We start from the raw sequence: 14,089 nt of genomic DNA on the forward strand, positions 1-14,089 counted from the left end.
TGTCTGTGGTCCTGATGGTCTCACCATTGTGCCTATCCTGCTTGTATGGAACCGGATGACGAGCTGTCAGTAACCCTGCCCGTCGCGGACTGGGTGTTGATAGACGGCACGCTGGACAACCTGGCGGCCGTCTCTGCAATTACCGACCCGACCCTCGCTGAGCGCATACCTCCCATCCGCCGAGCAGGGTGGGATCAGGTACCGGGCTCACCTAACGCAGCAGGCAGCATCGAAGGATGGCCTGCCGAGGACAGCCAATGCACGGTGACGATGGCCCGTTCCTGGTGGGAGCTTGTGCATGAAGCACTTACCGCGGCGGCGCCAACCGATCGGGCGCTCTCCGAGGGCGAAAGGCTGCCTCAGGAGCAGCGCGCACTACACGCCGACGTAGCTTCTCGTTCCCTCAAGATTGCCTCGGACTTGCGTGACGCAATACGAGGCGACGAGGGCTAGCGGCAGGACGACCGGCCTGCAGGTTTCCAGTCAGGACGACGTCTGCGGCTTCAGATCAGTCCGCCACCACCGCGTCCGCCATGATGACGCTGCCCGGTATCGTCTGCCGTGAGCTTCACGTCTTTCTCCCTGAGTTGCCCCAGCGCTAACGAGATCAGCAGCGACAGTGCCACTACGGCGACTCCTTCCAGGATTGCTATCCCAGATAGGGCCCACACGGTGAAGCCGATGAGCACGGCGGAGATGACCGCGGTAATGATCAGTATTCTCATTGTTCCCCCATAGGAGCATCCTGCCATGGAGCGGTCCGGGCAGAACCATTTCCAGCCTGACTCAGCGGGGAGTCGCCGGCCAGCGGACGCCGTCGTCCGTGCAGAAGACCGTGTCCGAGGCTTCCGTCTCCAGGCACGCAGCGTCGATCAGCTGGCGTTCACCCACGGGTTCGTCTAGGTCGACGGTGAGGGTAACCGAGTCATTCCCTGGACATTCGTGAGCACCGTCGAGTGCGACGACGTCCGTGCGGATCAAGATGCGGTCCGACTCGTATTTCACCTGAGGTTCCAATACCGAGCCGGTCTTGCCACCTGAACATCCCAGCCGAGTAACAGCGACATCCAGCTCCTGGGAACCTGCAGAGACCGCTTCCGGAGAAGCCAGCTGCCAGGTAGCGGTTGACGCCCCTGGTGGCGCCGACGCCGCGCACCCCATCAAGAGGACAGTTGAGAATGCGTAGACAATCAACGGACTGCGCCGCACACCGTCCACAGTCTTCCCCTCCTCGCAAGGACCCCCGCTGCTCCAAGTATGCGTCCGATTACGAGCGCACGGCAGGCCGATTAGACCTTCGTGATGGTGAGCTTCATGGCGGCGCACTTGTCAGCCCACTTGATCAGCGCGGCCTTCTCGGTCTTGTCGACGGTCATGCCCCAGCGTGCCTTTACGACGGTCCACTGGGCGATGTAGGAGCACTGGTTAGCTGGTGGCATCCACTGCTCGGGTCCGGAGGCCTGCTTCGCAGAGTTCAAGCTGCTCGTCTGAGCGTTGAGCGACCCGGCGTAGCCGAGGTCGTTGTAGAAGGCAACGCGGCGGGCCTGGGTCCAGTTCCGTGCACCGGATCCCCACGCTTCGTGGACGGGCACCATGTGGTCGATCTGGACCGTGCTGGCGGAGGTGTGGGTCTTGTTGTCGAAGCTGGTTACCCATTTGCCGGTTGCGACCGTGCAGAGTTTGGTGGTCGTGAACTTCGGGGCGACCTTGCTCTCTTGGATGAGGACCTCGGCGCGGGTGTTCTGGCAGTCCTTGTTCTGGTCATTCCACTGCCCGAAGTAGCGGTTCCGGTCGTAGCCGGCGTTGTTCTCGACAGCGACGGGGAGGGCGCGTACGGCGCTGCGCAGGTCCGTTGTGTAGGTGGTGGCAGCCTGCGCCGGGGCACTGAGGCCGGTGAAGAGCATACCCGTTGTGAGCGCGACGACGAGTGCGGATTTGAGCTTCATGGTTATCCCCCAGGAGTGCGAAGCGCCCCCAGCGGACGCTGAGATTATCTTGGCATCGAGCACCCACATTTCAGGTCAAATGTGGCAAACCTTCGGAGTTACTTCGTTGAAGATTGAGGCTGCGACGCACGGTAGGGTGGAACGCGATGAGGAACGAGGCTGCACCCGCACACATGGGTGAGGTGAAGACATCGCTCAAGACCCTCGTAGCCTCCGCCGCAGTTCTCGTCGGCCTCACTGCGTGCACCCCATCTGTCGGCGCCGAAAGCCCCTCACTCCCGGATGTCACCGGATCCACCGAGACTGGTTCGCATGCGCAGGCTGAAGCTGGAACAGCGCTTGCTCTCCTGGAGACGATCGAGGTGAAAGGCCGCGCTCCGAAGACCGGGTACGACCGCGAGCAGTTCGGCCCCGCATGGGCTGACACAGACAGAAATGGCTGTGACACTCGCAATGACCTATTGCTCCGAGATCTCACTGACGTGACCTTCAAGCCGGGCACGAAGGACTGCGTAGTCCTGACCGGAGTGCTCGCCGACCCGTTCACCGCCACGACCATCAATTTCGTCCGCGGCCAGGACACCAGCAGCGCCGCTCAGGTTGACCATTTAATACCCTTGAGCTTGGCATGGCAGACAGGCGCCCAGCAGCTGGACCCCAAAACCCGTGAGCTGTTTGCCAATGACCCTTTGAATTTGCTCGTGGTTTCCGGGCCCGAAAATTCATCCAAGGGAGATGGGGACTCGGCCACCTGGCTCCCGAAAAACAAGGCGTTCCGCTGCGAATACGTCGCACTGCAGACCGCAGTGAAGGCCAAATACGACCTCTGGGTGACCGCGCCAGAGAAGGACGCCATCAAGCGGGTCCTCTCCACCTGCCCGGACCAGCCGGTGCCCACCGAAGGTGGAGTGGCTGGCGCGATCAAGACGCAGCCTGCACCGGCCGAGCAGCCGATCGAAGCCGAAGCAACACCTGAACCAGCGGAGCAGCCCGCCGATCAGTCATCCGGAGAGGTCAGTTATGCGAACTGCACCGAGGTGCGGGCGGCAGGCGCTGCACCCATCAAGGTCGGTGACCCAGGATTCTCCTCGAAGTTCGATGGAGACGGCGACGGTGTCGGCTGCGAATAACTAGGTGGTCAGCTAGGGCTCGAGTGCGGTGCCAGGGCGACAGTCGCTGACCACGGGAATTCGGGGCGACACTCGGAGTCGTACTCCTCCGTATCCATCTCCCGCTGGATGACGATCGATCTCACCATGCAGTCGGGCTCCGCTTCGAGCGTGCTGGCCAGATGATCCATGAACGCTCCGAAGTCCGCCCTGTCCACCGTGATGGGAAGACAAAGAGCCCAGGACTGTACTTTCTCGGTCGCTAGAGTTCCCATCAGTGCTCACCTGTCTCGGCTGAGGAGCAGACCATCTGGATGCTGAACTGATGCCCATCGAGCGTGGGTGTGAGGACGACAGTGTCGATCTCCCTGCCATCCGGAATTGTGTAACCGGCCACTTCGCGCAGAGCCGCTGCTACGTTCTGCGCGGTCGGTTCTTTGGCGAAGACCCATGTACTCAGGAGCTGGTCTGTTTCCATCATCGGATCCTATTTCAGGTGGCCGTCGGCCGAAGGGTCATGCGGTGGTATCGATCACGCGCATATGTGTGCGGAGGCTGTGAATGGCTGCCCGGTTCGGGTCTGCGCATGACGTCGGTGGCAAGCCGCCGACACGTGAGGACCCTGATGCCAACCTTCCTTTCCCTGGACGACGGGACGGAAATGCTGAACGCCGACCACATCGATCGCTTGAGGATCGGTCGCCTCAGCAGCACCACGCCTGATGAGCGCGGTCATTCCATCGGATACAACCTGGCCGGACAGACGGCCATCACGACGCTCGACGGCGGACTGACGCTCGATGAGGCAACAGCTGCTCTCCAGGCGCTGGCGAAAGCCATCTCGAAGGCCTCCGAATCCCACGCTATCGTCGACCCGCTGCGGATCATCGACACCCACCGAAGGACTCCCGAAGTGCCGGCTCCCGGCTGACGTCGACGCATGGTCAACGGCAACCGACCAGACTTGGAGCCGAACCATGTTCTTCCTCCCCGCCACTGACGAGACCGCCCCAGCAGACCTCATCGTGTCCGCCACGGACATCGTCAAGGGCACCTCCTGCCGGTACTCGGCGGTTCGCAGCCTCGATGTCCTCCTCGGCCGCACGGAACGCCGGGAGAAGGTTGCCGACCCGCTCCTGGAACTGACCGCCGAGCTGGGACAGAAGCATGAGGAAGCGGTCCTGGCCGACTTCATCGCCACCTACGGTGAAGACCGGGTCTTCATCGGTGACTCGGATCCGGGACTCCGCAGGGACAAGCTGAAGCACGCCGCCAACTGCACCCTGGCGGCCCTGGCCGGCTACTACGACGTCATCTACCAGGCATCCTTTTTCGACGGTTCCTTCCACGGCCGCGCCGATTTCCTGGTCCGCGAACGCGGCGGACGCTGGACCGTCTATGACACCAAGCTGGCACGCTCCGCCAAAGGGTCGGCGCTGATGCAGTTGGCCGCCTACGCCGAGCAGCTGCTCAAGGCCGGCGTTCCCATCAACAGCGAAGCCAAGCTCATTCTGGGCACCGGGAAAGTCACCTCCCACCCGTTGGATGACCTGGTGCCCGAATACCTGGACGCCAAGGCAAGTGTCACCCAACTCCTCGAATCACACCGGCAGGGGAGCGGGGAAGCGGGCTGGGACGACAAGTGGAAGCCCTGCCTGACCATGGACTGCCACCACTGCCGGACCGCCATGGACGCCAACGATGACCTGCTCCTGGTCCGCGGAATGAACCGGGCCCGCCGTCGCACCCTCCGCGCTGCCGGGATCACTTCCGGTGCCGGTCTAGCGGCTCAGCCCACACTGCGAAGTAATCGATGAACACGCCATGCATACGGGCCACCGCACGTATCTGAATAACGCTGAACCACGCCAAATCGCCCAGTAACTCGAAATTCCTTCTCTCGTATAAGCTACGCGCGGGGGATGCAACTGGGCGCTCCCGACGCCCGTCGCACCGGGCCTCACCTCAAGGACGCTTATGAGTCGCCCCCGCCTTGCATCCGCCGCTGCCGCCACCGTTGTGGCGCTCCTCGGCTCCACCCTATTCGCAGTCCCAGCGTCCGCTGAGCCGTTGCCGGAACCGAAACTGGATGACACCATCCGCACTGTGCCAACCGTGCAGCCAACCGATCAGTTCATCGTGAAGTTCAAGGAGACCGTCGGCACCGCGGCCACCCGCGGCAAGGCCTATGGGGCGACCGCCAAGGACCTGGGCGTGAGCGTCAAAGAGCTGCGGGGGATCAGCACCGGGGCCAACGTGGTGAAGACCGGCCGGCAGCTGGACGCCGCCGAAGCCGAAGAGTTCATCGCCACCCTCGAAGCGGATCCTTCGGTCGAATACGCCGAGGCCGACACCTTGGTTTCGGCGGTTGCCGTAGCACCCAACGACCCGTACTACTCCCACCAGTGGGATCTCTTCCAAGTGCCGTACGGCCTGGACGTCCAGCCAGCCTGGGATACCACAACCGGCACGGGCGTCGTTGTCGCCGTCGTCGACTCGGGGACCGTCCCTCATGAGGACTTGGATGGTAATGCGCTGCCCGGCTACGACATGATCTCCGACGCTGGAATTGCCCGCGATGGCGGCGGCCGCGACAATAATCCGCGCGATGAGGGAGACTACAGCGACGGGACCAATTGTCCTGTTTCCAAGTCGTCCTGGCATGGGGCCCATGTGGCTGGGACGATCGCTGCGGTCACCGGTAACGGCCGGGGCATCGCCGGAGTAGCACCGACCGCGAAGGTGGTGCCGGTCCGTGCCCTGGGCAGGTGCGGTGGCGGCTGGTCTTCCGACGTCATCGATGGGGTCACCTGGGCTTCCGGCGGAACAGTGGCAGGGGTGCCCGCCAACCCCAATCCGGCACGGGTCATCAACTTGAGCCTGTCCGGCAACCACCTGTGCTCAACCAGTTACCAGGCCGCCATCGACGCGGCGGTAGCCCGTGGCAGTGTCATCGTCGCAGCAGCCGGCAACGAAGCCGATGATGCGGCGTTCTACTCGCCTGGCAACTGCAACAACGTCATCACAGTGGGCGCTACCGGCCCCGACGGATACGAGACCCCGTATTCCAACTTCGGTGATCCCGTCGACGTGAGCGCACCCGGCGGGGACAGCCAGTACGGTGCCGAAGGAACGATCCTCTCGACCGTGAACACCGGGCAGCAAGGTCCCGTTGCCGGCAGCGGATACTCCTTCATGCAGGGCACGTCCATGGCTGCACCCCATGTCGCCGGCGTCGTCGCGCTCATGCTCTCAGCCAATCCCTCACTGACTCCAGCACTGGTCGAATCGCAGCTCAAAGCGACAGCCAAACCGTTCTCCGGTCTCAGCGCCAACCCGTACGGGGCCGGCACCGGCATCGTCAACGCTCCAGCAGCGGTCGCGGCAGCTGTCAGCGGCGTGGTCCCTGACCCCGCACTACAGGTAGGGCCCGGACAAGTCTTCATGGACGGTGACCTGCGCGTCGGGTCCACCCTTACTGCGCGCATCGCCGACTGGCTGCCCGCACCTGCAGCGGTGACCTACGAATGGTTCATAGGTGCGAACACGACTCCCGTCGCCACAGGCAACACCTACACCTTGCGCCCTGAAGACCTCGGCCAGCAGGTCACCGTCGTCGCTACCGGAACCAAGGACGGATACGAGCCGGGCACCGCCGAACTGGTATCACCCGGTCCAGTGGCCGAGGGAACCCTCACCGCTGTAACACCGGTCATCTACGGTTCCTCACTCATGGGTGCTGGGCTGACCGTGAACGATGTCCCGTGGGGGCCAGCTCCGGTCACCCTGGCCTACCAGTGGCTCCGCAACGGCGAGCCGATCTCCGGCGCGACCGCGTCCAGCTACCACGTGGGTTCGACGGACCTGGGCACAAAGCTCAGTGTCCGGGTCACCGGATCCAAGAACGGCTACCAGACTGCCACCCGTACCTCCGCAGAGACGTCGACCATCGTCGGGAATGGTTTCTCAGCTCCCACTCCAGTCATCAACGGGACGAGGATCGTCGGGCACGAACTCTTTGCTTATCGGGGGATCTGGTCGGTGGAGCCGGACACCTTCGCCTACCAGTGGTATCGGGGCAAGTCGCCCATTGCCGGTGCCACTTCCTCCAGGTACACGCTCACCGGCGAGGACTTCAATCAGTCGATCTCAGTTTGGGTCACTGGTACCAAAGCGTTCTACCCGACCCATATCGCGAAGTCCGCGCCTACGGCCAGCATCCCGGCTGGGACGCTCACGGCATCCACACCGAAGATCGACGGGGTAGCGAGGGTCGGCAGCATGCTGACCTCGCTTCAGGAGACCTGGACGGCGGGAACCACCCTGTCCTACCAATGGCTTCGTGACGGCAGTGCGATCAGCGGCGCGACGGCCGCCAAATACAGGTTGACCGCCGAGGACACCGGTAAAGCCATCAGCGTGTCCGTAACCGGCTCCAATCTCGGCTACGTCACGAAGACCGTCACCAGCGCACCGACCGAGCCGGTCTTGGCAGCCCTCGTGTTCGGGGATTCCACCTGGGACGACAAGTCAGACGTCATGGCCCGGGACAAAGAGGGCAAACTGTTCATCTATCCCGGCAACGGCAAGGGCGGCTGGCAGCCACGTTGGTATGTCGGCACCGGATACGGGAGCTTCACCAGCATGGTCCGGCCTGGCGACTTCAACGGCGACGGCCGCGCAGACATCCTCGCCCGCGACCCCATGGGCAGGCTGTGGCTGTACGGTGCCAACGGGGGTAGCCCTCGTGTGCAAATCGGCTCCGGCTGGCAGAACTTCACCAGCATGATCGCCCCCGGCGATTTCAATGGGGATGGCAATGTCGATGTCATGGCGCGCGACAGTGCAGGCGTGCTGTACCTGTACCCCGGCAACGGCAGCGGCGGCTGGAAGGCCCGGGCCAAGATCGGATCCGGCTGGCAGAACTTCACCAGCATCATCGCCCCCGGCGACTTCAACGGGGACGGCAATGTCGATGTGATGGCCCGTGACAAGGCCGGTGTGCTGTACCTGTACCCGGGCAACGGCACCGGCGGCTGGAAGAGCCGGGCCAAGATCGGATCCGGCTGGCAGAACTTCACGGCCATCGTCGGACCCGGCGACTTCAACGGTGACGGCAACGTCGACGTGATGACCCGCGACAAGTACGGTGTCCTGAAGCTCTACAAGGGCAACGGCAAAGGCGGCTGGCTCGGCTCCGTGAAGATCGGCTCCGGCTGGCAGGCGTTCAACGCCATCATCTAGGCGCAGGACCGAAGACGGCCATTCACCGAAACCGGTGGGTGGCCGCTTTTTCGCGTGCCCTTGTTCGTGAGCATGCCGGCTTGTTGAACACGCTACATGCCGAGCCGTTTACCAGCGGACGTCGACGTGAAGAGGCGCGCAGAAGTCGGAGAGCCAGGCGCGGTCAGGACCGAGTTCGAACACCCTGGCGAACTGTGGATCGATTTCCAGGTCAGCGGCACCAACCCGGTCACCGAAGAGAACGAACGCCCTGTCTGTGTTGCACCGGTGGCTCATCCACACGGCCCCGTCATAACCGGCAGCGTGCGCCGCCTCAGCCCAAGCCACGGTCTCTCCATACCGGGAGGCCGGAGTAGCGGTGATGTCCGTTTCTTCCAGCTTGATCGCCCGTAGGCCGGTGCCCATGAAGGAGACGAGGTTCAGGTCGCGGGCCACAACGAGCCGTCCCATCACCTTGTCCCCGTAGTCGTCGTGGTTGAGCATCCCGCCGTCGATCGGAACATCATGGAGCAGGGTTTCACAGACCGCAGCTTCCTCGGTTTGGGCGGCATAAAGGACAGGCACAGCAGGGTCACCGAAGAACGCGAACCGGGTCCGCCGGCCAACCCCGGGATTGAAGGCGTTCGCTGGTCTTCCGGAGCGATTGCTGAAGACACGGTAAAGAAGCGTACCGGCCTCGAGGGTGAAGCTCTGCGGCTCGAAAGGGCCCTTCGGCCCCGTTACCACTCGACCCCGTAATGGTTTTCCGCGGCCTCAAGGACCGGATCAGGCTCGGCCAGATGATCCACCGGCCGGTCGTCACCGAGTTGACCGGTGCGGGCGCACAACCATTGCGCCAGGCCCTCCGGAGTCTTGTCGTACTTCTTGGCGACCTTCAGCAGCTCCGGGATCACCGGCAAGACTCGTCCTTCGGCGCGGTCGAACTGGAACCCCGGGTAGAGGAATGTGTTGCGGCGGCGGACACCGATCAGCTTCCCGGCGCGCCGCTTGTCGGTGGCGTACCCGGTCGGGTTACTTGAGCGGGAGCCCAGCAACTCGGCGACTTCAACCCCGGTAAGCATGCCAAACTCTGCCTCGATGTCACGCCAGGCATTCTCGGTTGCCTGGACGCCGCGGGCCATCTGCGGGGAGACCGGGACCTTCACCGCTGACACGGCCGCACCAAGAGCTGCCATGCTGCGGTGCATGTTGACGACAGCTTGTTCCGCCTCAGCGGTCAGCCGTTCGGGAAGCGCAGTACTCATGACCATCTCCCATCATTTCCTGAGTTCCATCTTATCTCTGGAAAAGGCGGGACGTAAGAGCCGTACACTCGCATCCGCGACATCCTCCGAACGTCCGCCAAGGTGAGCTCGCCCGTCGTTTGCCGAGGAGTAGTGGGGCCGCACACAAGCCAGTGTGACCACCTTCCAGCCCCGCCAGCCGCCCGGAATCCCCAGCGGCGGGCAGTTCACTTCGATGTCCCATGCGGAGGCTCCAGTGAGCCTGTCCGGGGCTAGCATGGACGCTGTGAGCGACTACCGGGTATTCCATCAGGCGCCGCACAACGACGGCTACAGCAGCTCCCTGGACCGGCTGGCAGATGCCTTCGGCGACGACGTGTACGACCATCCCGAGTACCACGGTGAAGCCGATGAGGAGACGCCACGGCAGCTGCGGTCCGCCCGCGGGAATCCGGAGGCCACGGTGCGCATTTACCGTGCACTGCCACCAGGCATCGGGGCAATCAACCCGGCCGACTGGGTGACCCTGTCGGAGGCTTATGCGCGCGAGCACGCCATCCAGGCGGACCAGGAAGATGACTGGCCGATCATTCACGCGGACGTGCCGGCGAGCCTGGTGTTCACCGACGGGAACGACCTGTCCGAGTACGGCTACGACGGGCCTGCGCTCACCGGCCTCGAGGACGCTGCACCGGTGAAGGACATGTGGTCGGACCGGGACGTTCACTACCACGCAGCGCACCGGGCACTCCTGGACGGAACCGCACGCGCCAAGCTGGCCGCCGACTTCGCGGACTCAGAGCTCGACTACGAGCAGCTCGGCGAAGCGGTCGGCCACGACGCCCGGACTGCGCGCAAAGTGGTGGCCGGGAAGACCACCCTGGCCGTCTACACGGTGGCCGCATACTTCCGGGCCCTCGGACATTCGCCCTCCGATGAGGACCGGGCCGCGCACGGTGCCGACTATGAGGTCATCTCGCGGCTACGGGCATCCTGACGCTTCGATCAAACGCCAAGCGTTGCATATAAGCAACACAGCAAGATACCATTGCGTATATGCAATGCATAGCTGAGGTGATCCGCAACTCTCCGTTGAGCCGGTCTGAGCTCGCCCGGAGGGCTGGCGTGTCAGCGTCCACGATCACCCGGATTGAAAAGGGCGAGATCGATCCCACCATGGGCATGGCCGCAAGGGTGCTGGCAGCTGCGGGCCGACAATTACCGACACAGACCGAAGCTTTGTGCATGCCGGAGGCCATCGCCGCCGCAAGGGCCATCCTCGAAGGCGCAGAGCCGTCCGGAGACGTTGCTGGAGCCCTGATCCGGTGGGCAAGCCCAGATGGCGAGCCACGACCGCGTGCGCTGGCACGTGAAGCTGGGGCGTCAGCGCCGCCCGTGTGTCGGCCCGGCGCCATTGAGATGAAGACAGGCTGGCCGTTCCTGCGCGTGTGCTCCACAGTCGCGGCGACCCGCACACGATGGGCGGCCAGCGGGGCCCCTGCAGCAGAACGCATCGGGGCAACTGCGTTGTCGGGCCCGATCATCATCTACACGGAAGACCCCAAACGAGCGGCCGGTATATTGAGCCGATCAACCCCGACCAAGGCGGACCAAGGTGCCTTAGTCATCCTTCTACCCCTGGACGAGGCCAGTTCAACGGGGGCATGGAGCGACGGCGGTATCGTTTGGGCCGATCCGATCCAGGTGATCCTTGACTGTTACGGCATGGCTGACACGGTAGAACTGGCCGAAGAACTGACTGAAGAGTGGGGCAACAATGGCTGATCAATCCCGGTGGAGCGTGGGATCCAACCAGTACAAGAAGCGTCCAGCTCCACGACGGCCTGAACCTTCGCCGAATCTGCTGAAACCTGCGGACGACACTCGCCTCGAAATTATGGGTTTCAGCTGGTCTTCGTCAGGGCCGGACTGGAATGTGATGGTGGAGATGCCGGTGGAACGCGCCCTCGCCCGGTTCAAAGCAGTCTTGGCAGGCCACGTCTGGGATGCGGCCGCCTTGGAAGGTAACCCGTACACACTCCCCGAAGTGCAGACGCTGCTCGACGGGGTGACCGTCGGCGGGCACCGGCTGGAGGACGAACGCCAAGTTCTCGCCCTGGCCGAATCCACCCGGCAGCTCCACGACCTGGTTCTTGATGGCAGTTTCACTCTCGGCAAGGAAACATCGGACCGACTGCACGGTGTCGTCGCCCCGCACGAAGCGATCGAAGCCGGGCACTTCCGCGGTGAAGGTTCGGTCCGCGGCGGCGGTACGGTGAACCTCGGTGAGTACGGGACATTCAGTGCGACCGGATGCGAAGACGGCGGCCAGGCGCTGCGCGATGAATATGCCGATGGACTCACCTACCTCGAGCAGCTGCCTAATCCGGTGGAACGGGCGGTCGCATACTTCTGCTTTGGCACCAGGCACCAGTTCTATTTCGATGGCAACAAGCGGACGTCGCGGCTCATGATGAACGGCATCCTTATGAGGTCCGGCCGTGATGCGATCTCCATCCCGTTCAACCGCCGCCTGGAATTCAACCAGCATCTCATCATCCTGTACGCCGACGCCGATGCGACTCCGCTGATGGAGTTCATCCTCGACTGCCGCCCGAACGACTAGGCGAGAGCGAGGCACTCCAGGACCCCGCCGGGAGTGCTCCCCGCCTTATCCACAGACCAAATAAACTTGGCCCAGAAAGGGTGCGAAGCATGGTCAAGTTCCGGAACCTGAACGTCGATCCCGATGCGCCCGTCGAGGAATGGGGATTCGAGGGGCTGCTAACCGCCGTGGAGCGAGGCGACATCCGAGATTGGCACCGGATAGCTGAGGCTGTGATGAAGAGTCCGCGCGGGAAGGTCGCTGCCGAACTTGAAGAGGTCATCGAGGTGGTTGAGGATCCAGCCATGTCCTCACTTTTCAGCCGTATCCTCCGGCGGGCGGTCGCGAGAGATAACGATGAAGACGGAGATCCTTCGGCCCCGTACCACCATCCAGAGGCGACTGGGAGCCACCCAATCCTGGCCGAAGCCGGGTTCGATCAGGCCGTTGAGTACGTGCGCGGCTATTTTCACGACATCAAGAAGTCGGGCCGGAAGTACTACACCGGTGCCTACTTCGACACGTGGGCCGGCGGTGGTGACGGCGCGACAGCGAACGAACTGACGAGTGACGACTTCGTCGCCGTTTCCATGTTGTCCGTTTTCGTGCTCCCGGAGGCCGCTGCCGGACTGAGGGAGAAGGCTTCCGAGATCCGCGGACTCCTCGCCGCGTTGCCCATGGGCCTGGACTTCACCGAGCTCACCCGGAAGAAGTTCGACGAGCTCCTCGGCAAAGACAGCCCCGGACAGAAGCTCTGGGATGTCCTGCGCTCACACAGTGATCCTTGGGGCATCGGACCGACGACGGCCAGCAAGCTCATGGCCCGGAAGCGGCCAGCGCTCATCCCCATCTACGACTCGGAGGTCGGGCCCGAGATGGGACTCGAGAACTCCGCCCTGCAGTGGGAGCGCTGGTTCCAGACCTTCCAGGACGATCCCGGATTGGGCGAGCGGCTCGACCGGATCGGCGCAAAGGCTGGCGTACCTCACATCTCCAGGCTCAGGATCATGGACGTTGCACTCTGGCGTTACGCCAAGGATCCGCAGAAACCCAGCAACCCCTAAGCTCTGGGCTCGCGACGTTCCTCCGCGTAGTAGGCACGCATGCCGTGCTTCACGCCGAAGCGGACGACGACGTACAGCATCAGTGCGCTGATCAAGGCTGGAACGAGCACATAGATCAGCATCATTAGTGGCGGTGAGCCGAAAATCATGGGTCCCCCAAGAGTCGTTGTCACCAGCCTAACTGGGAAGCTCAGTAGTCCTGGCCGCCCTCGTTGCGGCGTGCTTCCTTCTCAAGCGCCTGTTCAATGTCGAGGAGCTTCTGCCCGTAGTCTGCCTTCACTTCGTCAGTGAGGTTGCCGGGTGCGTAGGCGGCTGTGTCCAGGAGCGAGACGAAGGGCTGGAGTTGAAACTCTCCGCCTTCCTTGCCGGCTTTCGACTCGGCCAGCCCGTCGACGACCACCCTGCGTACCTGGCCGATGAAGGCAGTGCGTTCAACGAGCCCGAACTTCTCGAGGTCTTCGGCTTTCGCTTCGAACTCCTCGCCGTTGTCGAGGCGGACGATCAGCTTGGCCGGTATGCGGCGCTCATAGTTTGCGGTGGGAACAGTCATCGGTTCTTCTTGCCTTCCAGTACACGAGCATCGAAAGCCTGCTCGAAGTCCATACGTTCATTGAAAGTGCGCACCCTCACTTCGGGGTGAAGCGGGCAGTGCAGTGAGGTGTCCTGCAACATCGAGCCGCACGCGCACGGGGTCTTCATGTGCTTCTCCAGCTCATGGATGCGGTCGTAGAGCTCGACAATGTCGCTGGCGTTGACGGCCATATCGCCGTGGTTCTCGGCTCGGCGCCGCGCCTCTTCCTCAAACCCGCTCATTGTCATAAGCGTCATGTGTACGGCGGCCGGTGAAACATTTCCCATTCACCGGGGCATCAGATGGAGGGAGGGAGGACCGGGCCCG

General features: G+C 63.2%; 19 protein-coding genes. 9 read left to right on the forward strand and 10 right to left on the reverse strand.

Annotated features, from left to right (window positions below):
- Positions 1–45: 45 nt before the first annotated feature.
- The gene (locus AC5RTB_RS11615; RefSeq protein ID WP_494061232.1) at positions 46–453 is read left to right on the forward strand and encodes a hypothetical protein; all 408 of its coding nucleotides are present in this window, start codon (positions 46–48) and stop codon (positions 451–453) included.
- Positions 454–503: 50 nt separating this feature from the next.
- Here AC5RTB_RS11615 and AC5RTB_RS11620 read toward each other — a convergent pair whose 3' ends face one another.
- The 3 genes from AC5RTB_RS11620 to AC5RTB_RS11630 all read right to left on the reverse strand — a co-directional run bounded on the left by AC5RTB_RS11620 (position 504) and on the right by AC5RTB_RS11630 (position 1,946).
- Positions 504–725 (reverse strand): hypothetical protein, encoded by a 222-nt coding sequence (locus tag AC5RTB_RS11620; protein WP_494061233.1) that lies wholly within the window; start codon positions 723–725, stop codon positions 504–506.
- 61 nt (positions 726–786) lie between these two features.
- The gene (locus AC5RTB_RS11625; RefSeq protein ID WP_494061234.1) at positions 787–1,005 is read right to left on the reverse strand and encodes a hypothetical protein; all 219 of its coding nucleotides are present in this window, start codon (positions 1,003–1,005) and stop codon (positions 787–789) included.
- Between the two features lie 284 nt (positions 1,006–1,289).
- Complete coding sequence (locus AC5RTB_RS11630; RefSeq protein WP_494061235.1) at positions 1,290–1,946, reverse strand: HNH endonuclease family protein; 657 nt, start codon at positions 1,944–1,946, stop codon at positions 1,290–1,292.
- A 146-nt stretch (positions 1,947–2,092) separates the two neighbouring features.
- Between AC5RTB_RS11630 and AC5RTB_RS11635 the strand changes: the two genes are divergently transcribed.
- Entirely contained in the window at positions 2,093–3,076 is a 984-nt protein-coding gene (locus AC5RTB_RS11635) for a GmrSD restriction endonuclease domain-containing protein (RefSeq protein WP_494061236.1), read from the forward strand.
- A gap of 8 nt (positions 3,077–3,084) precedes the next feature.
- Here the strand turns inward: AC5RTB_RS11635 and AC5RTB_RS11640 are convergent, their stop codons facing one another.
- Together AC5RTB_RS11640 and AC5RTB_RS11645 are read right to left on the reverse strand one after the other, a co-directional pair.
- A complete protein-coding gene (locus AC5RTB_RS11640; protein ID WP_494061237.1) occupies positions 3,085–3,330 on the reverse strand; it encodes a hypothetical protein in 246 nt (81 codons plus the stop codon).
- The gene (locus AC5RTB_RS11645) at positions 3,330–3,536 is read right to left on the reverse strand and encodes a hypothetical protein (protein ID WP_494061238.1); all 207 of its coding nucleotides are present in this window, start codon (positions 3,534–3,536) and stop codon (positions 3,330–3,332) included. The genes AC5RTB_RS11640 and AC5RTB_RS11645 overlap by 1 nt, the downstream gene beginning before the upstream one ends.
- 144 nt (positions 3,537–3,680) lie before the next feature.
- On the opposite strand from AC5RTB_RS11645, the gene AC5RTB_RS11650 reads away from it, so the two are divergent.
- From AC5RTB_RS11650 to AC5RTB_RS11660, 3 genes are all read left to right on the forward strand, one after another.
- A complete protein-coding gene (locus AC5RTB_RS11650; RefSeq protein ID WP_494061239.1) occupies positions 3,681–3,986 on the forward strand; it encodes a hypothetical protein in 306 nt (101 codons plus the stop codon).
- Between the two features lie 46 nt (positions 3,987–4,032).
- On the forward strand, positions 4,033–4,872 hold the full coding sequence (locus AC5RTB_RS11655) for a hypothetical protein (protein ID WP_494061240.1): 840 nt from the start codon (positions 4,033–4,035) through the stop codon (positions 4,870–4,872).
- Between the two features lie 160 nt (positions 4,873–5,032).
- The gene (locus tag AC5RTB_RS11660; protein ID WP_494061241.1) at positions 5,033–8,299 is read left to right on the forward strand and encodes a S8 family serine peptidase; all 3,267 of its coding nucleotides are present in this window, start codon (positions 5,033–5,035) and stop codon (positions 8,297–8,299) included.
- Positions 8,300–8,407: 108 nt separating this feature from the next.
- On the opposite strand, the gene AC5RTB_RS11665 is transcribed toward AC5RTB_RS11660, so the two are convergent.
- Positions 8,408–9,025, reverse strand: a complete 618-nt coding sequence (locus AC5RTB_RS11665; protein ID WP_494061242.1) for an RES family NAD+ phosphorylase — start codon at positions 9,023–9,025, stop codon at positions 8,408–8,410.
- Positions 9,019–9,543, reverse strand: a complete 525-nt coding sequence (locus AC5RTB_RS11670; protein ID WP_494061243.1) for a hypothetical protein — start codon at positions 9,541–9,543, stop codon at positions 9,019–9,021. Before AC5RTB_RS11670 ends, AC5RTB_RS11665 begins: the two co-directional genes overlap by 7 nt.
- Positions 9,544–9,808: 265 nt before the next feature.
- Here AC5RTB_RS11670 and AC5RTB_RS11675 point away from each other — a divergent pair, with 265 nt between their 5' ends.
- From AC5RTB_RS11675 to AC5RTB_RS11690, 4 genes are all read left to right on the forward strand, one after another.
- Positions 9,809–10,519: a hypothetical protein gene (locus AC5RTB_RS11675; protein WP_494061244.1), complete on the forward strand. Its 711-nt coding sequence runs from the start codon at positions 9,809–9,811 to the stop codon at positions 10,517–10,519.
- Between the two features lie 59 nt (positions 10,520–10,578).
- Positions 10,579–11,307: a helix-turn-helix domain-containing protein gene (locus tag AC5RTB_RS11680; RefSeq protein WP_494061245.1), complete on the forward strand. Its 729-nt coding sequence runs from the start codon at positions 10,579–10,581 to the stop codon at positions 11,305–11,307.
- Positions 11,300–12,148 carry a Fic family protein gene (locus AC5RTB_RS11685; protein ID WP_494061246.1) on the forward strand — a complete coding sequence of 283 codons (849 nt, stop codon included), beginning with the start codon at positions 11,300–11,302 and terminating at the stop codon, positions 12,146–12,148. Before AC5RTB_RS11680 ends, AC5RTB_RS11685 begins: the two co-directional genes overlap by 8 nt.
- Positions 12,149–12,237: 89 nt before the next feature.
- A complete protein-coding gene (locus AC5RTB_RS11690; protein ID WP_494061247.1) occupies positions 12,238–13,191 on the forward strand; it encodes a DUF6308 family protein in 954 nt (317 codons plus the stop codon).
- Here AC5RTB_RS11690 and AC5RTB_RS11695 read toward each other — a convergent pair.
- The 3 genes from AC5RTB_RS11695 to AC5RTB_RS11705 are packed head-to-tail and all read right to left on the reverse strand — an operon-like array spanning position 13,188 to position 14,004.
- Positions 13,188–13,364: a hypothetical protein gene (locus AC5RTB_RS11695; RefSeq protein WP_494061248.1), complete on the reverse strand. Its 177-nt coding sequence runs from the start codon at positions 13,362–13,364 to the stop codon at positions 13,188–13,190. The two genes, AC5RTB_RS11690 and AC5RTB_RS11695, sit on opposite strands and share 4 nt — an antisense overlap.
- Positions 13,365–13,381: 17 nt before the next feature.
- The gene (locus AC5RTB_RS11700; RefSeq protein ID WP_494061249.1) at positions 13,382–13,741 is read right to left on the reverse strand and encodes a hypothetical protein; all 360 of its coding nucleotides are present in this window, start codon (positions 13,739–13,741) and stop codon (positions 13,382–13,384) included.
- Positions 13,738–14,004, reverse strand: coding sequence for a hypothetical protein (locus AC5RTB_RS11705; RefSeq protein ID WP_494061250.1), 267 nt, complete (start codon positions 14,002–14,004; stop codon positions 13,738–13,740). Before AC5RTB_RS11705 ends, AC5RTB_RS11700 begins: the two co-directional genes overlap by 4 nt.
- Positions 14,005–14,089: the final 85 nt, after the last annotated feature.

The sequence above is a fragment of the Arthrobacter sp. M71 S08 genome (assembly GCF_059089725.1).